Below are 21,401 nucleotides of genomic sequence, written 5' to 3'. Positions count from 1 at the left end.
AGGAGCAGGGACATCTCCAGGTGGCGCCCGGAGTCGGCGCAGGCCGTCGTTCAGCGCAGCGGGTCGCCGTCGTGCCGTTCGAGGAGTGCAGCCCCGCCCGCAGAGCCCCGTTGAGCACCTCCTCAAAGGAGGTGCTCCGCTCGCGGGCCCGCCGCTGGAGCTCGGCCCCGAGGTCGTCGTCGAGGTGACCGTCGTCCGCACGTGATGACTCAAGCGTCACGCGGGAGGCATCATGGCGCTCGGCGGGTCTCGCGCGCCGCCAGCCGAGACCGTCCGCGTGCTGATGAGGCCTACCCTGGACGACGACATGGCCGACCAGCGCACCTCCGCCCGACGCGGCCCCCGCCGTGGCCCTCGCCGTCCCGGCGGCAACCAGAACGGCCAGCCGCCGCAGGACACCCCGCAGAGCGCCGCGCTCCGCCAGGCGCTCGCCGAGGTGGGCGTCGCCGACGGCCAGCGCCTGGACCGACGGATCGACGGCGCGCTGCGCCGTCCCGGCCCCGAGCGCGGCCCGGCCCTGGACCGCCTCGAGCCCGAGGTCGAGGCCGCGCGGGCCCGGCTCGTCACCCGCCGCGAGTCCGTGCCGGCCGTCTCCTACCCGCCCGAGCTGCCCGTCTCGGGTGCGCGCGAGGAGATCGCCGCCGCCATCCGCGACCACCAGGTCGTCGTGGTCGCCGGCGAGACCGGCTCGGGCAAGACGACGCAGCTGCCCAAGATCTGCCTCGAGCTCGGCCGCGGCGCCCGCGGGATGATCGGCCACACCCAGCCGCGGCGGATCGCCGCCCGCGCCGTCGCCGAGCGCGTCGCCGAGGAGCTGGCCGTGCTGATGGGGGAGCAGGTCGGCTACGCCGTCCGCTTCACCGATCGCGTGAGCGACCGCACGCTCGTCTCCGTCGTCACCGACGGCATCCTGCTGGCCGAGGTGCAGCGGGACCCGCTGCTCTCGCGCTACGACACGGTCATCATCGACGAGGCGCACGAGCGGTCGCTGAACATCGACTTCCTGCTCGGCATCCTCCACCGGCTGCTGCCCCGGCGTCCCGACCTCAAGCTGATCATCACCTCGGCGACGATCGACCCGCGGCGCTTCGCCGACCACTTCGCCGACGTCGCCGGCGAGGTGCCGGTCATCGAGGTCTCGGGGCGCACCTTCCCCGTGGAGGTCCGCTACCGGCCGCTCGTCGAGGACGCGGAGGACGACGAGGACGAGGACGACGACGCCCCGTCCTCCGGTGGCGCTGCCCCGGCGCGGGCCGCCCGCGAGCCGGTCGAGGCGATCTGCGACGCCGTCCGCGAGCTGGCCGCGACAGGGCCCGGTGACGTGCTGGTCTTCCTGCCAGGCGAGCGGGAGATCCGGGAGACCACCGACGCCGTCGCGCGCATGCAGCTGCGCGGCACCGAGGTGCTGCCGCTGTACGCGCGGCTGTCGGGTGCCGACCAGCACCGCGTCTTCTCCGCGCACGCCCCCGGCGTGCAGCGGCGGGTGGTGCTGTCCACCAACGTCGCCGAGACCTCGCTCACGGTGCCGGGCATCCGCTACGTGGTCGACGCCGGCCTCGCGCGCGTCTCCCGCTACAGCGCGCGCCTGAAGGTGCAGCGGCTGCCCGTCGAGCCGGTCAGCCAGGCGAGCGCGAACCAGCGCTCGGGGCGCTGCGGGCGCGTGGCCGAGGGCGTCGCGATCCGCCTCTACAGCGAGTCCGACTACGAGTCCCGGCCGCGCTTCACCGACCCGGAGGTCCTGCGGACGTCGCTGGCCTCGGTGATCCTGCAGATGGCGGCCCTCGGCCTCGGCCGCGTCGAGGACTTCCCCTTCGTGGACCCGCCGGACCGCCGCCAGGTGGCGGACGGGCTCGCGCTGCTCACCGAGCTCGGCGCCCTCGAGACGGGCGAGGCCGAGCGGGTCGGCGAGGACGGCGGACGCGACCGGGGCACCGACCGGACCACGGATCGGGGCCCGGCCGAGTCCCGCCAGCTGCGCCTGACCCCGGTCGGGCGCCGCCTGGCGAAGCTGCCGCTCGACCCGCGCCTGGCGCGCATGGTGCTGGAGGCCGACCGCAACAGCTGCGTCGCCGAGGTGCTCGTCATCGCCGCGGCCCTGTCGGTGCAGGACCCGCGCGAGCGCCCGGCCGAGCACCAGCAGGCCGCCGACGCCGCGCACGCGCGCTTCCGGGACGAGCGCTCGGACCTGCTGACCCTGCTCGCGCTGTGGCGCTACGTGCACGCCCAGCAGGAGACGCTGTCCAGCAGCGCCTTCCGCCGGATGTGCAAGCGGGAGTTCCTCTCGTGGCTGCGCGTGCGCGAGTGGCAGGACGTGCACCGCCAGCTGCGCTCGCTGACGCGCTCCCTCGGCGTCGACGCCTCCAGCAGCGCTGTCGTCACCCCCGACGAGGCGCCCGTGGACGGCGACGAGGCCGGTGACTCCGCCGACACCCTCGCCGAGGCGGACGACGACGCCGCGGGCGAGGACGTCCTGCCCGGCAGCGAGCAGCAGGTGGACGCCGACCGCGTGCACGCCAGCGTGCTCGCCGGCTTCCTGTCCAGCATCGGCATGCGCGACGAGCGCAAGAGCGACGCCGCGCGCGGCCGGGACCAGGCCCAGCGGCAGGGGCGCGACGAGCGCCCCGCGCGCGGCGGCCGCGGGGTGGAGTACCTCGGGGCCCGGGGGGCCCGCTTCGCCCTCTGGCCGGGGTCGGTGCTCGCCCGCAAGCCCCCCGCGTGGGTGATGGCCGCCGAGCTGGTGGAGACCTCGCGGCTGTGGGCGCGCGGCGTCGCGGCCATCCAGCCGGAGTGGGTCGAGGCGCTGGCCGGGCACCTGGTCAAGCGCACGTACTCCGAGCCGCACTGGTCCAAGAAGCGCGGCTCGGTGGTCGCCCGGGAGCGGGTGCTCCTGCACGGCCTCCCGCTCGTGGCCGACCGGACGGTCGCCTACGGCCGCATCGACCCGGTGACCAGCCGCGACCTGTTCATCCGCCACGCCCTCGTGGAGGGCGACTGGGTGAGCCACCACCGCTTCCTCGCGGAGAACCGCGCGCTGCTCGAGGAGGCGGAGGACCTCGAGCACCGGACTCGCACACGCGGGCTGGTCGTCGACGAGGAGGCCCTCGTCACCTTCTACGACGAGCGCCTGCCGGCCGACGTGGTCTCCGGGGCGCACTTCGACCAGTGGTGGAAGGCCGAGCGCCGGCGGCGGCCCGACCTGCTCACCTTCGACCCGGCGGCCCTGCTGGCCGACGCGGCCGCCGGCGTCCAGGTGGACGACTACCCGCTCACCTGGCGCGCGGGGGAGCTGGACCTGCGCGTGTCCTACCGCTTCGCCCCGGGGGAGGAGGACGACGGCGCGACCGTGCACGTGCCGCTGCGGGCACTGGCCCAGCTCGACCCCGAGCCCTTCGCCTGGCAGGTGCCGGGGCTGCGCCACGAGCTCGTGACCGCGCTCGTCCGCGGTCTGCCCAAGGCGGTGCGCCGCCACCTCGCCCCCGCGCCGGACCGCGCCGAGGCGGTGCTCGCCGTCGCGGGCCCCGCGGACGGCCCTGTCCTCGAGGTGCTCTCGCGCGAGCTGGAGCGCCTCACGGGGACTCCGGTGCCCCTGGGCGACTGGGACCCGGGCTCGCTGCCCGAGCACCTGCGGGTGCGCTTCGTCGTCGCCGACGACGCGGACGACCCCGGCTCCGGACGGGTGCTGGGGGCGGGGCGCGACCTCCTCGCCCTGCGCGCAGAGCTCACCGACGACGTGCGCCGGGCGGTGTCCGCGGCCGCGTCCGACCTCGAGCGCGGCGGGGCGCGCGACGCGACCGAGGCCTTCGCGAGCGGCGCTCTGCCGGAGGAGGTCTCGACGGCGGGCGTGGCCGGGTACCCGGCGCTCACGGACGAGGGCGACGCCGTCGCCGTCCGCGTCTACCCGACGGCGGGCGAGGCGCGCGTCGCCCAGCGGGCGGGGACGCTGCGGCTGCTGCGCCTGGAGCTGCCCGTCCCCGGCCGCGACGTCGTGCAGCGGCTGTCGAACACCGAGCTGCTGACCCTGGCCCGCAGCCCCCACGGCAGCACGGCGGCGCTGCTGGACGACGTCTGGGAGGCGGTGCTCGTCGACCTCGTCCGCCGGGCCGGCGGCCCGCCGACGGACCCGGAGGGCCACGACGCCCTGCGCGAGCGGGCGCGCCGGGAGGGCCCCGCCCTCGTGCCCGAGGCGGTCGGGGTCGTCATCCGCGTGCTGCGCAGCGCCGCCGAGCTGGAGGCGCGCCTCGAAGCGCTCGCCTCCGGCGCGGGGGCGGGCCTGCGGGCCCTCGCCGTGCGGCCGGCGCTCGAGGACCTGCGCGGCCAGCTCGCCGGCCTCGTCCACCCGCGGATGGTCACGGCCGCCGGGCTCGACCGGCTCCCGGACCTGCAGCGCTACCTGCAGGGGGCGCTGCGCCGCGTCGCCGCGCTGCCCGCCGACGCCGCCCGCGACCGCGACCGCACCGGCGTGGTCCAGCGCTCCGCCGCCGAGGTCGAGGCCGCCGTGGCCGCCCTGCCGGCCGTGCGCCGGGAGGACGACGACGTCCGCGAGGTCCGCTGGATGCTCGAGGAGCTGCGGGTGAGCCTCTTCGCCCAGGGCCTCCCCACCCGCGGGTCCGTCTCGCCCCAGCGCATCACGCGCGCCCTCGCGGCGCTGGCGCGCGTCGAGGTCTGAGCCGCTCCGGCTCCGTGCCGCGCGGGCCCGTGCCGTTCCCGGCCCGGGCTCGAGGGCTCCAGGCGTCAGTGCTCGAAGGGCTGCGGGTCAGGAGGTCAGGGGCTCAGGGCTCGAGGACGACGTCGTCGCCCACGGCGACCGTCCCCGGGTCGAGCACCCGGGCCCCGACCCCGAGGAGCAGCTCGCGCCCCGCGGGGCCCTCGACGGCCCGGTCGGCCGCGAGCGCGCCGAGGAGGTCGTCCGGCGCCCGGTCACCGGTCCCCGGCGTCCGCTGGACGACGGCGCACCGGGCCACCCCGGCGCCGACGGCGACCCGGGCGGCGCCGACGCGCAGCACCCGCCCGTGCCAGGAGTCCTCCACGAAGGGCTCGGCCGCGCCGGTGCCCACGAGCACGAGCGAGCGGAAGCGCTCGTCGTCCAGGGGGTGCCCGGTGCGGCGGGAGAGCTCGCGCAGCGACGAGGTGGTCAGCAGCACCAGGGGGTCGGCGTAGACGACCGCGCCGGGGCGCAGGACGCGCGCCAGCACGACGGGCCGCCCGACGAGGCCGGAGAGGGCGTCGTCCCACGGCCCCGGGACGGGGGCGACGGGGGCCGGCCGACCCCAGTAGTCGGCGACCAGCGGAGGCGCCGGCGCCGGGGACGCCGGCTCGGGGACGTGCAGCCGTGCTGCGGGCAGCTCCAGGTCCAGGCCCCCGCCCGCCGGGGCCGTGGCGCGCACCCGCAGCAGCGCCGGGGTGCGGACGGTCCGGGCGACGACCCAGTCCCCGGCGTCGTCGCGCTCCAGCAGGCACCACCCGCGGTCCCCGACCGGTCCGGAGCGGTCGAGCTCCACCCGTTCGGGGTGGACGTGCGCGGCGCCCTTGAGCGGTGTCAGCCCGAGGCGCTGCACGCGCCCGACGACCTGCGGCGTCCCCACGCCACGACGCTAGCCGTGGCGCGGGGACGCCGGTGCGCTCACCCGGTCACTGCGGGACCTGGCGCTCCCCGAGCCGCGGGAGCGTGCCGGCGACGAGCTCGTCGGCGGCGGGCACGGCGGCGCGGGCGCCGCCGAGGAAGGCGGCACGGCCCTGGACGGGCAGGTGCAGCGCGGTGCGCGCGAGGTCGACCGAGTACGACGTGCTGCCGCCGTCGACGGTGGTCACCCAGCCGGGGTAGGCGCCGACGACGACGAGCCCGATGCGGTGGCCGGCGGGCACGACGACGTCCTGCGACTGCATCTCGACGCTCACCTCGTGCGTGCCCGCACCGGGCAGGCGCAGCGCCCCGCGGGCGAGCACCTGCAGCGGGGTCTCGCCGACGAGCACCTCGGCGTCGAGGAAGCAGCCGGTGTCGGCCGGCACGCCCTCGCCCCAGCAGGAGCGGGTCTCGAGCGCGCGGACGCCGCCGCCGGTCGTCAGCACGCGGTCGGCCGCGCCGTAGTCGACCAGCATGACGCCGACCTGGCCGGTGGCCGCCCCGTGCGCGACCTCCAGGTCCACCCGCGGCGTCCCCGAGATCCGCACGTCCTCGCGCAGCTCGCCGCTGGTCCACAGCAGCCGGTGCGGGTTGGCGGCCCCGTCCACCGGCAGGGTGACGGCGGCCGCCTCGCGCTGGCGCGGGTCGCTCGTGACCACGACGTCCCCCTGCGTGCGGCGGGCCGGGGCGAGCGTCCCGTCGCCCTGCGGCTGCAGGCGCACGGTGCGGGTCGGCACCGGCCAGGAGTCGGAGCGGCGGATCTCGCCCGGACGGGTCTCGACGCGGACCGACGGCTCGTCGCCGATGCCGTTGTCGACGTCCATCAGCTCGGCGTCGAACCAGCGGTGCAGCTCGCGGACCCACTCCTGCCGGTCGGAGTCGAAGGGGTCGGTGTGCCCGGAGCGGATGAGCCACAGCCTGCGCTCGACGTCGTGCTCGACGAGCTCGTCCCAGAGCTCGGAGAAGTGCCGCATCTTGACGTTGTCGTCCTGCAGGCCGTGCACGACGAAGACGCTCGCCTCGATCTTCGAGGCGTCGTAGGGGCCGTCGGCGCGCTCGCCGCCCTCGCGGTAGTCGCGCTCGGCCCACACGTCGTTGTAGGTGCCGCTCGCGTCGTCGGCCTCGACGCCGAGCTGGGTGAGGGAGGCGGCGCAGTCGACCGGCTCGGTGCGCTGCTGCGAGACGTAGCGCCCGAGGTAGGGCAGGTAGCCGGTGGAGAAGGGCAGGTCCCCGGCGCGCGTGTAGTCGTACCAGCTGCTGATGGCGGCGATCGGCACGATCGTCTCCAGGCCGGTCGTGCCGGCCGCGGCGACGCCGGTGGCGAGCGTGCCGTCGTAGGACTTGCCGATCATGCCCGTGCGCCCGGCGCTCCACGAGGCCTCGACGACCTCACCGTCCGCGTCGTAGGCCGTGCCCTCGCCCGCGAGCCACTCCACGACGGCGGCGACCGAGTCGACGTCGGAGCGGCCGCCGACGTCGGTGCAGCCGGTGGACCGGCCGGTGCCGGCCATGTCCACGGCGACGTAGGCGTAGCCCCGCGGCACGAAGTAGTTGTCGTAGAAGAGCGGGAAGTCCACCGGCTGCCCGTCGGCGTCGTAGGTCTTGCGCTGGGACTCCAGGCCGCGCCCGCAGCAGAGGTGGTACGGGCTCGCGTCCATGATCACCGGGACGTCGGCGTCGAGCTCGGCGGGCCGGATGATGTCGGCCACCACGAGGTCCGGCTGCCCGTCGCCGTCGGCGTCGGGGGCCTCGACGCGGACGCTCTCGCGGACCGCGCCCTCGTAGTCGAAGACCGGCTGCGTGAGGCCGTCCGCGACGACGGGCGCCGACGGCGCGGGGGCCGGAGCAGCGGGGGCCGGAGCAGCGGGGGCGGGGGCAGTCGGGGCCGGAGCAGCAGGAGCGGGGGCAGCCGGCGCCGGTGCGGTCGGGACCGGAGCGGTGGCGGCGCCGGCAGAGGCGGGGACGACCAGCAGCGGTGCCACGAGGGCTGCGGCGGCCCAGGCGGTGCGAGCGAGGGGCGGACGTGCTGGCACGGGCGGGCTCCAGGGGATCGGTCGCCCCCGCGGCGGTCGCCGGCGGAGGGACGAGCGCGGGACCCGCGCCGGTCGGCGGCACTCTCCCAGGGCGAACCGGGCCGCACCAGGGTCTACCGGGCATCTGGGGTGGACCGGCCCGAGGACCGAGGACCGAGGACCGAGGACCGAGGACGAGGACCGGGTGCGGGTGGGGCCGGGTCTTGGGCTGGTCCGGGGACGGGAACCGGGTCCGGGGGCGGGAGCCGGGTCCGGGGGCGGGAGCCGGGTCCGGGGGCGGGAGCCGGGTCCGGGGGCGGGCGGGCGCCGGGCGCACCCGTGCCGCGCCGGGCGGGCGCGTCCTACCCTCGCGAGGTGACGACGACGACCTCCGCCCCCGGCCCCCTGGCGGGCGCCGTCCCGATCGCCCTCCTCCGGCGCGGGGGCGTCGTGGAGTCCGCCCACCTCGGCCACGTCGTGCTCGTCGGCGCCGACGGCGCGGTGCTCGGCGGCCTGGGCGACCCCGACGCGCTCGTGCTGCCGCGCTCCTCGCTCAAGCCCGTGCAGGCGCTGGCGATGCTGCGCTCCGGGCTGCGCCTGGGCGGGGACCTGCTGGCGCTCGCGACCGCGAGCCACAGCGGCGAGGACTTCCACCTGCGGGGCGCCCGGCGCGTGCTGGAGTCCGTGGGCCTGGACGAGGGCGCCCTGCGCAACACCCCGGACCTCCCCTTCGACGTCGAGCTGCGCGCCCGGTGGCAGGCCGAGGGCCGCGCGCCGGAGCGCCTGGCGCAGAACTGCTCCGGCAAGCACGCGGCCATGCTCGCCACCTGCGTGGAGGCCGGGTGGTCCCTCGAGGACTACCTCGACCCGCGCCACCCGCTGCAGCGAGCCGTCCTGGAGGCCGTGCGCGAGACGACCGGTGCGAGCGCGGCCGACGTCGAGGACCACCTGACGACCGACGGCTGCGGCACCCCGCTGCCCGCCGTCCCGCTCTCCGGTCTGGCGCGGGCCTTCTCGCGTCTCGCGACGGCCGGCGCGGGGACGCCCGAGCACGCCCTCGCGGGCGCCGTGCGCGACTTCCCGCTGTGGGTGGGCGGCACTCGCCGCGACGTGACGGCGCTGCTGCGGGGCGTCCCCGGCCTCGTGGCCAAGGACGGCGCCGAGGCCGTCTACGCCGCCGCGCTGCCGGACGGGCGCGCGGTGGCGCTGAAGATCCTCGACGGCGGCGACCGGGCGCGCCCGGTGGTCATGGCGGCGGCCCTGCGAGCGCTCGGGGTCGAGGCCGCGGTCGTCGAGGAGCAGTCCAGCGCACCGGTCCTCGGGCACGGCGAGCCCGTCGGCGAGGTCCGCGGCGTGGAGGTGCCCCTGCGCGGCGGGCCGGAGTCCGACGAGCCGGCGGCGCAGCGGCCGTGAGGGCCGTCCTGCAGCGCGTCACCCGGGCGTCGGTCGTCGTCGACGGCGAGGTGGTCGGCGCCGTGGAGCCGCCCGCGGGCGGGCAGGGCCTGGTCCTGCTCGTGGGCGTGGCCCGCGACGACGGCCCCGAGCAGGCGGCCGCGCTCGTGCGCAAGACCGCCGAGCTGCGGGTGCTGCGCGGCGACCGCTCCGCCGTGGACGCCGGTGCGCCGGTCCTCGTCGTCAGCCAGTTCACGCTGCAGGGGGACACCCGCAAGGGGCGCCGTCCCAGCTGGTCCGCGGCGGCGCCGGGCGACGTCGCGGAGCCGCTCGTCGACGCGGTGGTCGCGGGCCTGCGCGAGCGCGGCCTGGAGGTGGCGACCGGCCGTTTCGGCGCCGACATGGCGGTCGAGCTGGTGAACGACGGGCCCGTCACCCTGGTGCTCGACGTCTGAGGGCCCGCGGGGGAGCGGCGTCTAGGCTCCGACCATGGGCGCCATCGCTGCAGCGCAGTACGGGATCTTCTTCCTCCTCAGCCTCGCGGCGTTCGTCCTGACCGTCGTGGCGGTGGCCGACGCCGTCCGCCACCCCGCCGGCGCCTACCAGGCCGCGGGCAAGCTCTCGAAGCCCGCGTGGGTCGGCATCACCGCGGTCGCCTTCCTGCTCATGCTCGCCGACCTCCTGGGCCGCCTGGCCGGCGGCGGTGGCGGTTTCGGCTTCCTCGTCCTGCTGCCCGTCGTGGCGGCCGGCATCTACCTGGCCGACGTGCGCCCGGCGCTGCGCTCCGTCGGCGGCGGGCGCCGCGGCAGCGGGTCCGGCCCGACCGGCTGGTGACGCGCCACCGCTGACGCGGGTCCGCGCGGGCTGGGGCCCGGGGGCGGACGCCCCTGTCGCTCCGAGCGTCGTGCTGCACTCCCGGTCGACCGCCGCGGACCGAGTCCGGGCGGTGCCCACAACCCCGGCCCGGTGCGGCGCTGTCCACAGGTGCTGACGACGGCCGTGGCGTCCCGCGCCCGTCTCGTAGCGTCTCCTCGACCGAACAGACGTTCGAGCGAGAGGGGGCGAGGTGGGCGTCGGGAGCTCGTCGTGGTCGCCCACCGAGGGGTGGGCGGGGTCGTCGTCCTCGTCGGCCCGCTCGCACGCGGACCAGCAGAGCCCTGCGGCGGAGACGCTCCTGCCGGTGGGGCGGCGCCGTGCGGCGGAGCTGGTGGAGCGGGTCGGGGCGCTGGGGGCGCGCATGTCGTCGCTGCGGGCGGCGCAGCTGCGGGCGGTCGCGGAGCTCGTGGGCGAGCTGGAGGGTCTGCCCGACGTCGTCGGCGAGGGAGAGCCGGGCCCGCGGGGCAGCGGGGGGCCGATGGGTCACGCGGAGGACGCCGCAGCCGCGGAGGTGGCGCTGCGCCTGCGGGTCTCGGGGATGGCGGCGCAGCGTCTGGTGGACCAGGCGGTGGCCCTGTGCACGCGGTTGCCGGTGACGCTGGCCGCGCTGGAGACGGGCCGCATCGACGACGGCCGCGCGCGGGTGGTGGCGGAGCAGACGGCGGTGCTGGGTCCGGTGGCGGCGGCGCGCGTCGAGGCGGTGCTGGCGCCGGAGATGGCCGAGCTGACAGCGGGGCAGCTGAGGGCGCGGGTGCGGCACGTGGTCGCGGTGGTGGACGCGGGCGCGGTGCGCACGAGGGCGCGCCGGGCGGTCTGCGATCGCCAGGTGCGCCTGGTGGCGCTCGAGGACGGTGTGGCCCAGCTGTCGGCCGTGGGTCCGGCCCTGGACCTCGCGGTGGTGTTCGACCGGCTGACGGGGCTGGCGCGGGACCGCACGCGCCCGGGTGGGCGCACGGACCCGCACGCCGCCTTCGTCGCCGGGGTCGACCCCCAGGCCGCTGGGACGGACCAGCCCGCCCGGACCGACCGGCCCGAGGGGGCCGCCGGGTCGGCGGCTGACCCCGGGGCCGGGCTGGCGGACCGGCGCGGGATGGGAGCGCGGCGCTTCGACGCCCTGGTCGACCTCGTGAGCGGTCGTGACCTGGGCGTCGGCGAGGGAGCCGGGGGGCCCGACGGCGGTGCGGGTGGGGCCAGCAGGTGGCCCCGCCCGACGGGTCCGCAGGTGCTCGTGGCGCTGACCAGCGTGCTGGGGCTGGACGCCGAGCCCGCGCAGGTCGCGGGGGTGGGGCCGGTGCCCGTGGAGGTGGTCCGCCAGGTGCTGGTCGAGCACCCCTTCCGGAGGGTCCTCACCCACCCGTTCACCGGGCAGCTTCTCGGGGTGGACGGGCATCTGATGGCTCCGGGCCCCCTGCCACCGGTCGAGGGAGACGGGGCGCCCGAGGACGGGGGGCCCGGTGGCTCCGGCCCGGGCGGGCCCGGCCCGGGCGGGCCCGGACCGGGTGGTGGGCCTGCCCCGGGCGGGCCTGGTCGGGGCCGTGGGCCTGCCCCGCGTGGGCGTCCCGGGACGGGTGATGGGCCCGGGCTGGCTGATGGGCCCGGGCTGGCTGATGGGCCCGGGCTGGGTGGTGGGCTCGACTCTGGACCCGCTCTCGCGGGCGTCCCGGGCAGCAGCGGACCGGCTGAGCCTCCTGGGCCATCCGGAGGCGTGGCCGCGCGGTGCGGTGGCCTCGTCGTGCCGCCCTGCGCGCGGGAGGTCCACGCCGCGTCGCAGGTCGCCGCGTCGCAGGACGCCGCGTCGCAGGGCGCCGAGTCGCCCGCGGCACGAGACCTGGACGCGGACGTCCACCGCGCCCCGGGCGCCAGTGCGGACCGGGGCTCAGGCACAGGTGCGGGCGCGGATGCCGAGCGGGGCGCAGGCCGGCGCGCGGTCGTGGACCGGGGCGCAGATCAGCACGGGGACGTGCCTCGAGACGCTGGCCGGCACGCGGTCGTCGAGCGGGACCCGATCCGACACGTGCTCGTGGAGCGGGGCGCGGACACGGGCGAAGGGCCAGGGGTGGACGGCCGATCCCGGATGGTCGAGCCAGCGACGCGGACCCGCGCGGAGCCCGGTGAGTGGGCGCAGTGCCGGGTGGCCGCCGCTGGCGGTGGCCGCTACGTCCCCGGCGTCGCGCTGGCGCGGTTCGTGCGCGCGCGCTCACCGCGGTGCAGCGCACCGGGGTGCCGGGTCCCGGCCACGCGCTGCGACCTCGACCACCGCACCGCCTGGCCGCAGGGGCCGACCTGCCCGTGCAACCTGGCCCCGCTGTGCCGGCGCCACCACCTGGCCAAGCACCGCTTCGGGTGGCGCGTGGAGGCCGCCGGTCCCGATCCCCGCGACACCAGCGCCCGGTGGAGGTCACCGCTGGGCCAGGTCGTCACCGTCCCCGGCCAGCCGTTCCTGCCAGCCGTCGTCGCCCTCGGCGAGACGGTGACGGCGGCGGACGAGGCGTTCGTCGGGGGCGTGGTGCCCGCCGACCTCCCGGTGCGCGGGTCGGCAGGAGCGGCAGGGACGTGGCCGCCGACCTCGCAGGTGCCGGAGACCTACCCGCTCCACGACGACGCGCGCGACGACGCCGGCCGCGCTCGCACGCTCGCCGGGGTCGGGCCCCGCGCGCCGAAGACGCCGGCGTCGAGGTCGCGCGGTGCACCGACGAGGGCGCCCGGACCGGACGACGACCCGCCGCCCTTCTGAGCGGTGGTCGCGGAGTGCCGGGGCGAGGCTCCGCGGGGGTGCTCGAGCCATCCGGGTCTCTTCGGGCCCCTGGGCGTTCTCGAGCTCTCGGGCCCCTGGGCGCTCTCGAGCTCTCGGGCCCCTGGGCGCTCTCGAGCTCTCGGGCCCCTGGGCGCTCTCGAGCTCTCGGGCCCCTGAGCGCTCTCGAGCTCTCGGGCCCCTGGGCGCTCTCGAGCTCTCGGGCCCCTGAGCGCTCTCGGGCCCTTGAGCGCTCTCGGGCCTCTGGGCCCAGGTCGACCGGGGCCGCCGGGGTCACCCGGCGACGGCCGACCACCGCACGGCCACCTCGCCCAGGCGCCATCGGCGGGGCCCTCCGGCGGGGGCTCGGTCCAGGACGGGCCAGCCGTCGTCGCGGAGCCCGCGGCAGGAGGCGAGCCAGCGCTGGCGCGGTCCCCAGGGCGCCAGCGGTGCGGCGCGGTCCCACGCGGCGTCGAGCGCCGTCAGCAGCGCGTGCACCGGCTGCCCGGGCACGTTCGCGTGGATCAGCGCCTTCGGGAGCCGCTCGGCGACCTCCGAGGGCCGCCCCAGGTCGGCGAGCCGGACGGACAGCACGAGCTGCTGCGGCCCGGACCGCTCGACGACGGCCCAGCCGGCGCGCCGTCCCAGCTCGTCGCACGTCACGTCGAGCAGCAGGCCCCCGGGCGCCAGGCGCTCGCCGACGGCGCCCCACGCCGCGGGCACGTCCGCGACGTCGTACTGGCGCAGCACGTTGGCGGCCCGCACGAGGACGGGGCGCCGGCCGGCAGCCGGCCCGCCGAGCTCGAAGCCCCCGACGCCGAAGGCCACCCCCCGGCGCTGCTCGGGCGCCAGGGCGCTGACGACCTCGGTCGCGCGCGCCGCTCGCGCGGGGTCGATCTCGAGGCCGAGCACCTCGACGTCCGGCCGCACGCGGCGCAGGGCCCTCGCCAGGTGCAGCGTGGTGACCGGGGAGGCGCCGAACCCGAGGTCCACGACGAGCGGGTCCTCGGCCGCCCGCAGCGCCCCTGCGCCGGGGCCGGCGAGCCAGCGGTCCGTCCGGCGCAGCCGGTCCACGCCCGTCGTGCCGCGCGTCGCGACCCCCAGCGGCGCGCCCGCCCCCCGGCCACGCCGCAGGGCACCGGCCGGCACAGCGGCGGAGGACGGCGCGGGCACGTGCCCATCCTCCCGCCCGTCCGTGGGTGCACCCGCGCCCGCTCCCGCGCCCATTTCCGCTCTCGCGCTCTCGCGCTCTCGCGCTCTCTCCGGCACCGGCACCGGCACCGGCAGCGGCACCGGCACCGGCAGCGGCACCGGCACCCGCGCCCGCGCGCCACTCCCGCGCGCCCACTCCCGCTCCTGCTCCTCCTCCGGTCCGGTCCTCGTCCGCGCGGCCCCTCCCGCGCGACGACCGCGGTGCGGTGCGCGGAGGAGCGCGTGCCGCCGAGGCCCGCGCCAGGGCGTAGGTTCGCCCGCGTGGACGTCGCGCGCTCCCGGCGAGGGCCCCGTCGGGTCGCGCTGGTCTCGGCGCACACCTCCCCGCTCGCGCAGGCCGGCACCGGCGACGCCGGCGGGCTCAACACCTACGTGGTCGGGCTGGCCCGCGCCCTGGCCGCGCGCGGGGACCAGGTCGACCTCCTCACCCGCGCCACGGCGCCCGACCAGCCTCCCGTGGTGCCCGTGGAGGCCGGTGTCCGGGTGCGCCACGTGCCGGCGGGTCCGCTGCGCGAGGTCGAGAAGGAGGAGCTGCCGGGGCTGGTGGGGGCCATGGCCGACCACCTCGTCGCCGACGCCGCTGCCGACGGCGGCTACGACGTCGTCCACTCGCACTACTGGCTCTCCGGCCAGGTGGGACGGCGCCTCGCCGCGGCCTGGCACGCGCCCCTGGTGCACAGCATGCACACCATGGCCCTGGTCAAGGACCTGCACCGGGGCCCCGGCCAGGCCCGGGAGCCGCAGGTGCGCGTGAGCGGGGAGCGCGCCGTGGTGGCGGCGTCCGACGGCCTCGTCGCGAGCACGGCCGACGAGGCGCGCGAGCTCGTCGAGCTGTACGGCGCGGACCCGGCGCGCGTCGCCGTCGTGCCGCCGGGCGTGGACCTCTCGGCGTTCTCCCCGAGCCCGGTCGAGGGGGGCGAGCGCGCCGCGCTCGGCCTGCGGCCGGAGGACCGGGTGCTGCTCTTCGCCGGCCGGCTGCAGCCGCTCAAGGGCCCCGACGTGCTGCTGCGCGCGGCGGCGGAGCTGCTCGCGCGTCGCCCGGACGGCGCCCTCCGCGGCTCCCTCGTGGTCGCCGTCGTCGGCGGCCCGTCCGGCCGGGGCACGGGCCAGCGGGCCCGCGAGGACCTGCGCGCCCTGGCCGGCCGCCTCGGCCTCGCGGGCCGCGCCGGCCACCGCGACGTCGTCCGCCTCCTCGACCCGCAGCCCGCGCCGGAGCTCGCCCGCTGGTACCGCGCGGCCGACGTCGTCGCGGTCCCCTCGAGGACGGAGTCCTTCGGCCTCGTCGCCCTGGAGGCCCAGGCCTGCGGCACCCCGGTCGTCGCCACGGCCACCGGGGGCCTGCGCACGGCCGTCGCCGACGGGCGCACGGGGCTGCTCGTCGAGGATGCCGACCCCGGCCGCTGGGCCGACGCGCTCGGGGCCCTGCTGGACGACGAGCCCCGCCGTCGGGTCCTCGGCGAGGCCGCGTCCACCCACGCCGCGGGCTTCAGCTGGGCCGCCACCGCCCGGCGCACGCAGGAGGTGTACGCGCGCGCCGCCGCCGGGCGGGGCGTGCGCGGGGAGGACAGGCCGCCGGTGAGGGCCGCCTGCTCCTGAGGCCTGCTCCCGAGGCCTGCTCTCGGGCGTGCCCCTGAGGCCGGCTCTCGGGGCCCTGCTCCTGGAGCCTGCCCCGAGGCCGGCTCTCGGGGCCCTCTCCCGAAGCGTGCCCCCGAGCCCGGCTCCGCGCCCCGCCCGCCCGGCGCCCCTACGCTGGCGAGCATGTCCAGCACGATGACCCTGGTCCTGCTCCGCCACGGCGAGAGCGAGTGGAACGCGAAGAACCTCTTCACCGGCTGGGTCGACGTGCCCCTGTCGGAGAAGGGGCAGGCGGAGGCCCGCCGCGGCGGCGAGCTCATGGCCGCCGAGGGGCTGCTGCCCGACCTCGTGCACACCTCGCTGCTGCGCCGGGCCATCACCACCGCGAACCTCGCCCTCGACGCCGCCGACCGGCACTGGATCCCCGCCACCCGCTCCTGGCGCCTCAACGAGCGCCACTACGGCGCGCTCCAGGGCAAGGACAAGGCGCAGACGCTCCAGACCTACGGCGAGGAGCAGTTCATGCTCTGGCGCCGCTCGTACAGCACGCCGCCGCCGGAGATCGAGGCGGGCGACGAGTTCAGCCAGGCCGGCGACCCGCGCTACGCCGACCTCGGCGACGACATGCCGGCCACCGAGTGCCTGCAGGACGTCGTCGCGCGGATGCTCCCGTACTGGGACAGCGCGATCGTCCCGGACCTCCGCGGGGGGAAGACGGTCCTCGTGGCCGCGCACGGCAACTCCCTGCGCGCCCTGGTCAAGCACCTCGACGGGATCAGCGACGACGACATCGCGGGCCTGAACATCCCCACCGGGATCCCGCTGCTGTACGAGCTCGACGAGCAGCTGTCCCCGGTGACCCCCGGCGGCCGCTACCTGGACCCGGACGCCGCGGCCGAGGCGGCGGCCGCCGTGGCCGCGCAGGGGCGCGGGCGCTGACGCACCCCGTCCACCGTTGACCCCGCGCCGTCGGGGCGAGACGCCGGAGGGCCCGCACCGCAGCAGCGGTGCGGGCCCTCCGGCGCGCGAGGAGCGGAGCTCGTCAGCCGGCGACGGACTGGACCGGGTGGACGGGCTTCATCCACTCGCCGGTCACGAGGAAGCCGACGCGGCGGACGACGGACACGGCGTGGTCGCCGAAGCGCTCGTAGTAGCGGCTGCAGAGCGTCATGTCGATGGTGCGCTCGGCCGACTCCTGCCACTCCGCGGCCTGCATCGCGGCGAACACCGACCGGTGCAGCTCGTCGAGGCGGTCGTCGTCGCGCTCGACCTGGGCGGCGAGCTCCAGGTCGCGCGTGACGATCACGGTGCCGGCCGTCATGGCGATGCTCGCGGCCGCCTCGCCCATCGCGGTGATCGTCGGCACCAGCGAGTCCGGCACCACCGGGTGGGGGTGGCGCAGCCGCGCCTGGCTAGCGACGTGGCGCGCCAGGTCGCCCATCCGCTCGATCGAGGTGGACATGCGCAGTGCCGAGACGACGACGCGCAGGTCGGTGGCCACCGGGGACTCGCGCGCCAGGAGGGCCACGGCGCGGTCGTCGAGGTGGCGCTGCTGGGCGTCGATCTGGGCGTCGGCGCTGATCACGCTCTCCGCCAGGGCCAGGTCGCCCTCCAGGAGCGCCTGCGTGGCGTTGGCCATCGCGGCGCTGACGAGCCCGCTCATCTGGGTGAGCTGCTCGGCCAGGGACCGCAGCTCGTCGTGGAAGACCTCTCGCATGCGGGAGAGCCTGTCACCGGCGGATGAACGGCGTCGACCCCGTCGGTGAACACGGGGCGACCTGCCGGTGCCCACCGCGCGGAGCGCTGGCCGAGCCGGGCGCCAGCCCTACGCTTCCACCCGTGGACGGCTCCTGGACGGTGGCGCTCGCGGGCCTCCTGGGAGTCCTGGTGGGCGTCGTCGGCGTCCTCGCCTCGCGGTGGAGCGAGCGCCGGCCCGAGCCGATGCCCCCGCCGGAGGACGACCTGCCGGCCGGGGCCGCCGACGTCCTCGCGGTGCTCTCCTCGGCCGTCGTGGTGGTCGACGTCGCCGACGCGGTCGTGCGGGCGAGCGCCGCCGCCCACGCCTTCGGCCTGGTGCGCGACCGCGAGCTCGTGCACCCGGAGCTGGCGGACATGGTCACCCGGGTGCGCCGGGACGGGGAGATCCGCGACGCGGAGATGGCCCTGCCGCGCGGCCCGTTCGTGCCGCCCGGCGCCGACGGCGCGGGAGTGCTCGTGGTGGGCGTGCGGGTGGCGCCCCTGGGCTCGCTGCACGTCCTGGTCCTCGTCGAGGACCGCACGCAGGCGAAGCGCCTCGAGGAGGTCCGCCGCGACTTCGTCGCCAACGTCAGCCACGAGCTGAAGACGCCGGTCGCCGCCATCGCGCTGCTCGCCGAGACGATGGACCAGGCCGCCGAGGACCCGGCGACGGTGCGCCGCTTCGCCCAGCGCATGACCCGCGAGTCCCAGCGCCTGTCCGCGCTGGTGCAGGAGATCGTCCAGCTCTCGCGTCTCCAGGACGCCGACGTCCGCCACCAGCCGGTGCCGGTGGACGTCGACGAGGCCGTCCTGGAGGCCGTCGACCGCACCCGGCTCGTCGCCGAGGGCAGGGGCGTGCGCATCACGACCCAGCTCTCCGGCGAGGGCTCGGACCCCTCCCGCCACGGGAGCGGGCCGGCCGAGGTGTGGGGGGACCGCGAGCTGGTCGTCACGGCGGTGCGCAACCTCGTCGACAACGGCGTGTCCTACTCCGACGCCGGCACCCGCGTCGCCGTGGTCGTCTCCGTGGTCGACGAGCGCGTCGAGGTCGTGGTCAGCGACCAGGGCATCGGCATCCCGGAGTCCGAGGTCGGCCGCGTCTTCGAGCGCTTCTACCGGCTGGACCCGGCGCGCTCGCGGGCCACGGGGGGCACCGGCCTCGGCCTGTCGATCGTCAAGCACGTCGCCGCCACCCACGGCGGCGAGGTGGCCGTGTGGAGCAGCCCGGGGGAGGGCTCCACGTTCACGCTGCGACTGCCGCTGCGACGGGCCGAGGAGGCCCAGCGCACTCCCTGACGCCCACCGCCGCGGCGGCCCCGCGCCGACGGCCCCTGCACCCCGCGCCGCCCCCGGCGGCGCCCGACCGGGAGGACCCCCGCGTGACCCGCATCCTGCTCGTCGAGGACGAGGAGTCGCTCAGCGACCCGCTCGCCTACCAGCTCGGCCGCGAGGGCTACGACGTCGCCGTGGCCGCCGACGGCCCCTCGGCGCTGGCCGAGTTCGACCGCGGCGGCGCCGACCTCGTGCTGCTCGACCTGATGCTCCCGGGGCTGCCCGGGACCGAGGTGTGCCGCCAGATCCGCACCCGCAGCACCGTCCCGGTGATCATGGTGACGGCCAAGGAGAGCGAGGTCGACGTCGTCGTCGGGCTGGAGCTGGGCGCCGACGACTACGTCACCAAGCCGTACTCCTCGCGCGAGCTGCTCGCCCGCATCCGGGCCGTGCTGCGGCGCGGCGGCGACGTCGACGAGCACGAGGACCCCGGCGCGCTCGCCGCGGGCCCCGTGCGCATGGACGTCGAGCGGCACGTCGTCACCCTGGACGGCGCGCCGATCGCCCTGCCGCTCAAGGAGTTCGAGCTCCTCGAGGTGCTGATGCGCAACGCGGGCCGGGTGCTCACGCGGGGTCAGCTGATCGACCGCGTGTGGGGCGCCGACTACGTGGGGGACACCAAGACCCTCGACGTCCACGTCAAGCGGCTGCGCGCCAAGATCGAGGAGGACCCGGCCTCCCCGCAGCGCCTGGTCACGGTCCGGGGCCTGGGGTACAAGCTCGAGGGCTGAGCCGGCGAGCTCCCGGGCCCGGGGCGCGCGCGTGGAGGCTGAGCGGCGAGCCCCCCCCCGACGAGCGGCCGCGCCCACCGATGAGGACGCGCCCGCCACCGATGAGGACGCGGCCCCCCGGCGGTCGAAGGGTGCGGGGCCGGAGGTCGGCCCACGAGGAGGAGAGCGCCATGACCGTCGAGATGTGCCCCTACCTGCACCCGCGCGGCAGCGCGCGCGAGGCGCTGGACGCCTACCGCCGCGCCCTGGGCGGCGGCGAGCCGGAGGTCACCAGCTACGGCGACATCGGGATGGACGACGCCCAGCTGGCCGACCTGGTGGCGAACGCGGCCCTGCGGACCGAGCTCGGCGGTCTGCTGATGGTCTCGGACGTGCCGCCGGGCGCCGGGTCGCCGCCCGCCGGCTCCGCGTGCCTGTCGGGCGACGACGAGGCGGCGCTGCGCCGGGCGTGGGAGGTGCTGTCCGAGGGCGGCGAGGTCGAGCACCCGCTGGCGCCCTCGCCGTGGGGGAGCCTCTTCGGCTCGTGCCGGGACCGCTGGGGCGTGAGCTGGATGGTCGACGTCGCCGGAGCGGGCGCCGGCGGCTGAGGCGTCGGCCGGACGCAGCAGCGGCGCCCGCCCCGTCGGGGGGCGGGCGCCGCTCGTGCGCTGCGGACCGCTGGTGCGGGGCCGCTGGACGGGCTAGCCGACGCCCGGCGTCGTGGCCGCGGCGGTGGGCACCAGGGTCTGGTACTCCGGCAGGGAGCCGTTGAGCAGCGGGATCTCGATCTCGAGGACCTCGTCGTCGATCGCCATGAGCACGGGCACCAGCTCGCCCGGGACGGCGTCGACCGGGTCGGCCACGAGGTCCCCGGTGATCTCGGCGCCCTCGGGCAGCGACTGGTCGCCGAGGTCCTCCGTCTGCTCCTCGCCCAGGGGCACGCTGCTGCGGCCGGGCACGACCACCTCGGCCAGGAGGTCGCCGGGACCGCTGATGGTGACGGTGACCTCCTCGAGGTCCTCGTTGACCAGCACGCCGTAGAGGCGGGCGGGCCCGTCGGCCTCGGGGCCGATCAGCAGCGCGTTGCGGATCAGGAGCGAGGTGCCGGGCCCCTCGGCGTCGGTCTCGGTGAGCGTGAAGTAGCCCTGCACGCCGTCGGACGGCGCGTAGTCCAGCTCGGTGGAGTACTGGTTGACCACGGGGGAGACGGCGCAGCCGGCGCTGGCGAGGACCGCGGACGCGGCGACGACCACGGCGGCTGCGCGGCGCGCTGCGGGGCGGGACGGGCGGTGCACGGGCGTCTCCTCGGGTCGGCAGGACGTCTCGGGCGAGACTAGCCGTGGGGGAGCCGCCCCCGCCCTCGGGGCGCGGCCCGCGGGCGTCGCGGCTCTCGCCGGGGCCCTGTCGGGAGCGACGGGGACCCCCGGCCGCGCGGGCGCAGGATCGGGCCCAGGAGGCCGGCGGCGTGCGAGGGACCCTTCGCGCCGGCTCCGGACAGCACGCCGCGGGGTGCGCTGTCAAGGCCCGCGAGATGTCCGATCGGCGCACGGCGGGCCTCTGACCTGCGATGATGCACCACTCGGCGCCCGAGGCCACTTCTTCGCCGTGGTAACCTCGAGGCCGCGAAAGGGGATAAGCAGATGGCTTTCACTGTGGGCGAGACTGTCGTGTACCCCCATCACGGGGCGGCTCTGATCGAGGAGATCAAGACCCGGATGATCAAGGGGGAGGAGAAGCTCTACCTCCGCCTCAAGGTCGCCCAGGGAGACCTGACCATCGAGGTCCCCGCGGAGAACTGCGACCTCGTCGGCGTCCGCGACGTCGTCGGCAAGGAGGGGCTCGACAAGGTGTTCGAGGTCCTGCGCGCCCCCTACACCGAGGAGCCGACCAACTGGTCGCGCCGGTACAAGGCGAACCTCGAGAAGCTGGCCTCGGGCGACGTCATCAAGGTCGCCGAGGTCGTGCGCGACCTCTGGCGCCGCGACCAGGACCGCGGCCTGTCGGCCGGCGAGAAGCGCATGCTGGCCAAGGCCCGCCAGATCCTGGTCTCCGAGCTCGCGCTCGCGGAGAAGACCGAGGAGATCAAGGCCGAGGCCATCCTCGACGAGGTCCTCGCGTCCTGAGCACCGCACCACCGCCGGAGCCCGTCGTCCCTCCCGGGGCGACGGGCTCCGCGTGCGTCCGGGGCGGGGCTCCGCCCGAGC

General features: G+C 77.4%; 16 protein-coding genes. 11 read left to right on the top strand and 5 right to left on the bottom strand.

The annotated features are described in order from the left end of the window. Positions 1-283 precede the first annotated feature (283 nt). Positions 284-4,666 (top strand): ATP-dependent RNA helicase HrpA, encoded by a 4,383-nt coding sequence (gene hrpA, locus Q0848_RS05480; RefSeq protein ID WP_299035860.1) that lies wholly within the window; start codon positions 284-286, stop codon positions 4,664-4,666. Between the two features lie 103 nt (positions 4,667-4,769). Here the strand turns inward: hrpA and Q0848_RS05475 are convergent, their stop codons facing one another. Both Q0848_RS05475 and Q0848_RS05470 read right to left on the bottom strand, forming a co-directional pair. Then, a complete protein-coding gene (locus Q0848_RS05475) occupies positions 4,770-5,582 on the bottom strand; it encodes an MOSC domain-containing protein (protein WP_299035858.1) in 813 nt (270 codons plus the stop codon). A 46-nt stretch (positions 5,583-5,628) separates the two neighbouring features. Continuing rightward, positions 5,629-7,653, bottom strand: coding sequence for a CocE/NonD family hydrolase (locus Q0848_RS05470; RefSeq protein ID WP_299035856.1), 2,025 nt, complete (start codon positions 7,651-7,653; stop codon positions 5,629-5,631). Between the two features lie 354 nt (positions 7,654-8,007). On the opposite strand from Q0848_RS05470, the gene Q0848_RS05465 reads away from it, so the two are divergent. From Q0848_RS05465 to Q0848_RS05450, 4 genes are all read left to right on the top strand, one after another. Further along, a complete protein-coding gene (locus Q0848_RS05465; protein WP_299035854.1) occupies positions 8,008-9,045 on the top strand; it encodes an asparaginase in 1,038 nt (345 codons plus the stop codon). After that, positions 9,042-9,479 (top strand): D-aminoacyl-tRNA deacylase, encoded by a 438-nt coding sequence (gene dtd, locus Q0848_RS05460; protein ID WP_299035852.1) that lies wholly within the window; start codon positions 9,042-9,044, stop codon positions 9,477-9,479. The genes Q0848_RS05465 and dtd overlap by 4 nt, the downstream gene beginning before the upstream one ends. A 34-nt stretch (positions 9,480-9,513) precedes the next feature. Then, positions 9,514-9,858 (top strand): DUF2516 family protein, encoded by a 345-nt coding sequence (locus Q0848_RS05455; protein ID WP_299035850.1) that lies wholly within the window; start codon positions 9,514-9,516, stop codon positions 9,856-9,858. A gap of 232 nt (positions 9,859-10,090) precedes the next feature. Then, positions 10,091-12,634: an HNH endonuclease signature motif containing protein gene (locus tag Q0848_RS05450; RefSeq protein WP_299035848.1), complete on the top strand. Its 2,544-nt coding sequence runs from the start codon at positions 10,091-10,093 to the stop codon at positions 12,632-12,634. A gap of 291 nt (positions 12,635-12,925) precedes the next feature. Here Q0848_RS05450 and Q0848_RS05445 read toward each other — a convergent pair whose 3' ends face one another. Then, positions 12,926-13,804: a class I SAM-dependent methyltransferase gene (locus Q0848_RS05445; protein ID WP_299035846.1), complete on the bottom strand. Its 879-nt coding sequence runs from the start codon at positions 13,802-13,804 to the stop codon at positions 12,926-12,928. Positions 13,805-14,104: 300 nt separating this feature from the next. On the opposite strand from Q0848_RS05445, the gene mshA reads away from it, so the two are divergent. Together mshA and Q0848_RS05435 are read left to right on the top strand one after the other, a co-directional pair. After that, positions 14,105-15,439 carry a D-inositol-3-phosphate glycosyltransferase gene (gene mshA / locus Q0848_RS05440; protein WP_299035844.1) on the top strand — a complete coding sequence of 445 codons (1,335 nt, stop codon included), beginning with the start codon at positions 14,105-14,107 and terminating at the stop codon, positions 15,437-15,439. Between the two features lie 162 nt (positions 15,440-15,601). After that, a complete protein-coding gene (locus tag Q0848_RS05435) occupies positions 15,602-16,357 on the top strand; it encodes a phosphoglyceromutase (protein WP_299035842.1) in 756 nt (251 codons plus the stop codon). Positions 16,358-16,460: 103 nt separating this feature from the next. Here Q0848_RS05435 and phoU read toward each other — a convergent pair whose 3' ends face one another. Beyond that, complete coding sequence (gene phoU / locus Q0848_RS05430; RefSeq protein WP_299035840.1) at positions 16,461-17,135, bottom strand: phosphate signaling complex protein PhoU; 675 nt, start codon at positions 17,133-17,135, stop codon at positions 16,461-16,463. Between the two features lie 122 nt (positions 17,136-17,257). Here phoU and Q0848_RS05425 point away from each other — a divergent pair, with 122 nt between their 5' ends. The 3 genes from Q0848_RS05425 (at position 17,258) to Q0848_RS05415 (ending at position 19,805) form a co-directional block, all read left to right on the top strand. After that, a complete protein-coding gene (locus tag Q0848_RS05425) occupies positions 17,258-18,451 on the top strand; it encodes a cell wall metabolism sensor histidine kinase WalK (RefSeq protein ID WP_299035838.1) in 1,194 nt (397 codons plus the stop codon). 83 nt (positions 18,452-18,534) lie between these two features. Then, positions 18,535-19,218: a response regulator transcription factor gene (locus Q0848_RS05420; RefSeq protein WP_299035836.1), complete on the top strand. Its 684-nt coding sequence runs from the start codon at positions 18,535-18,537 to the stop codon at positions 19,216-19,218. A gap of 170 nt (positions 19,219-19,388) precedes the next feature. Continuing rightward, positions 19,389-19,805 (top strand): VOC family protein, encoded by a 417-nt coding sequence (locus Q0848_RS05415; RefSeq protein WP_299035834.1) that lies wholly within the window; start codon positions 19,389-19,391, stop codon positions 19,803-19,805. Positions 19,806-19,898: 93 nt separating this feature from the next. On the opposite strand, the gene Q0848_RS05410 is transcribed toward Q0848_RS05415, so the two are convergent. Then, the gene (locus Q0848_RS05410) at positions 19,899-20,492 is read right to left on the bottom strand and encodes a hypothetical protein (protein ID WP_299035832.1); all 594 of its coding nucleotides are present in this window, start codon (positions 20,490-20,492) and stop codon (positions 19,899-19,901) included. A gap of 345 nt (positions 20,493-20,837) precedes the next feature. Here Q0848_RS05410 and Q0848_RS05405 point away from each other — a divergent pair, with 345 nt between their 5' ends. Further along, positions 20,838-21,320 carry a CarD family transcriptional regulator gene (locus tag Q0848_RS05405; protein WP_299035830.1) on the top strand — a complete coding sequence of 161 codons (483 nt, stop codon included), beginning with the start codon at positions 20,838-20,840 and terminating at the stop codon, positions 21,318-21,320. The last annotated feature ends 81 nt before the right edge of the window (positions 21,321-21,401 follow it).

The organism is uncultured Pseudokineococcus sp. (genome assembly GCF_947495735.1).
Lineage (GTDB): Bacteria > Actinomycetota > Actinomycetes > Actinomycetales > Quadrisphaeraceae > Pseudokineococcus.
Note: the sequence above shows the minus strand (reverse complement) of the source record. Positions and strands in the feature narration are given on the sequence as shown.

Bases quoted from the DNA above. Each gene is read 5' to 3' on its own strand.
- hrpA (WP_299035860.1), top strand. From the start codon at position 284: ATGAGGCCTACCCTGGACGACGACATGGCCGACCAGCGCACCTCCGCC.
- Q0848_RS05455 (WP_299035850.1), top strand. From the start codon at position 9,514: ATGGGCGCCATCGCTGCAGCGCAGTACGGGATCTTCTTCCTCCTCAGC.
- Q0848_RS05435 (WP_299035842.1), top strand. From the start codon at position 15,602: ATGTCCAGCACGATGACCCTGGTCCTGCTCCGCCACGGCGAGAGCGAG.
- phoU (WP_299035840.1), bottom strand. From the start codon at position 17,135: ATGCGAGAGGTCTTCCACGACGAGCTGCGGTCCCTGGCCGAGCAGCTC.
- Q0848_RS05415 (WP_299035834.1), top strand. From the start codon at position 19,389: ATGACCGTCGAGATGTGCCCCTACCTGCACCCGCGCGGCAGCGCGCGC.
- Q0848_RS05405 (WP_299035830.1), top strand. From the start codon at position 20,838: ATGGCTTTCACTGTGGGCGAGACTGTCGTGTACCCCCATCACGGGGCG.